This is a genomic window from Paraburkholderia sediminicola (genome assembly GCF_046026895.1).
Classification (GTDB): domain Bacteria; phylum Pseudomonadota; class Gammaproteobacteria; order Burkholderiales; family Burkholderiaceae; genus Paraburkholderia; species Paraburkholderia sediminicola_C.
This window is the reverse complement of record NZ_JAQQEU010000275.1, coordinates 1-607: the sequence shown is the minus strand read 5'-3', so window position 1 is coordinate 607 and position 607 is coordinate 1. Positions and strand designations below refer to the sequence as shown.

Sequence of the window (607 nt, the reverse complement as noted above, 5' to 3'; positions counted from 1 at the left end):
GGTTTTGTCGCAGTAAGGCTCGCGGAGGAAAGTTGATCGATATGCAAAGTACTGCTTATGTTGCCAGTTCGTAGAATTGATCAGCGGCGGACGGATGGGTTCCGCGAGCACATTTCATCTGTCCTTTGGCGATCATGTGCATAATCTCAATGCCGGCGAGAAGGATCCGGGCACAGCGAAACGTTTTGAATCCCAGCATGGGTCGGGTGCGTCGCTTGATCGCGCGATGGTCCTGCTCGACAAGATTGTTGAGATATTTGGACTGGCGGATCTTGATGGGCGTTTCACGATAATCATTGATGGCTTCGAGTGCAGCGAGATTGGCGCCGCTTTTGTCGATGGTCACGGTCTCGGGCACGCCATTCTGGGCGATCGATTTCTCAAAGTAACGCCGGGCTGCAGTCTTGTCCCGATGGGCGCGCAGTAGAAAGTCAATGGTGTTGCCGTCCTTGTCGACGGCCCGGTAAAGATACCGCCATTCGCCCTTGACGCGAATGTACGTCTCGTCCATTCGCCAGCTCGTTCCGACTGGCCGCTTGCGGCGGCGGAACGCCTTCTCCAGCACCGGCAACAGCTTGAGCGCCCAGCGATGCACGGTCGAATGATC

Annotated in this window: 1 protein-coding gene; it reads right to left on the bottom strand. The window is 56.2% G+C overall.

The genetic code is table 11. From position 1 onward, the window contains the following. Positions 1-55 precede the first annotated feature (55 nt). On the bottom strand, positions 56-607 hold a 552-nt coding region (locus PQR02_RS40725; RefSeq protein ID WP_408243437.1), incomplete at its 5' end, for an IS6 family transposase.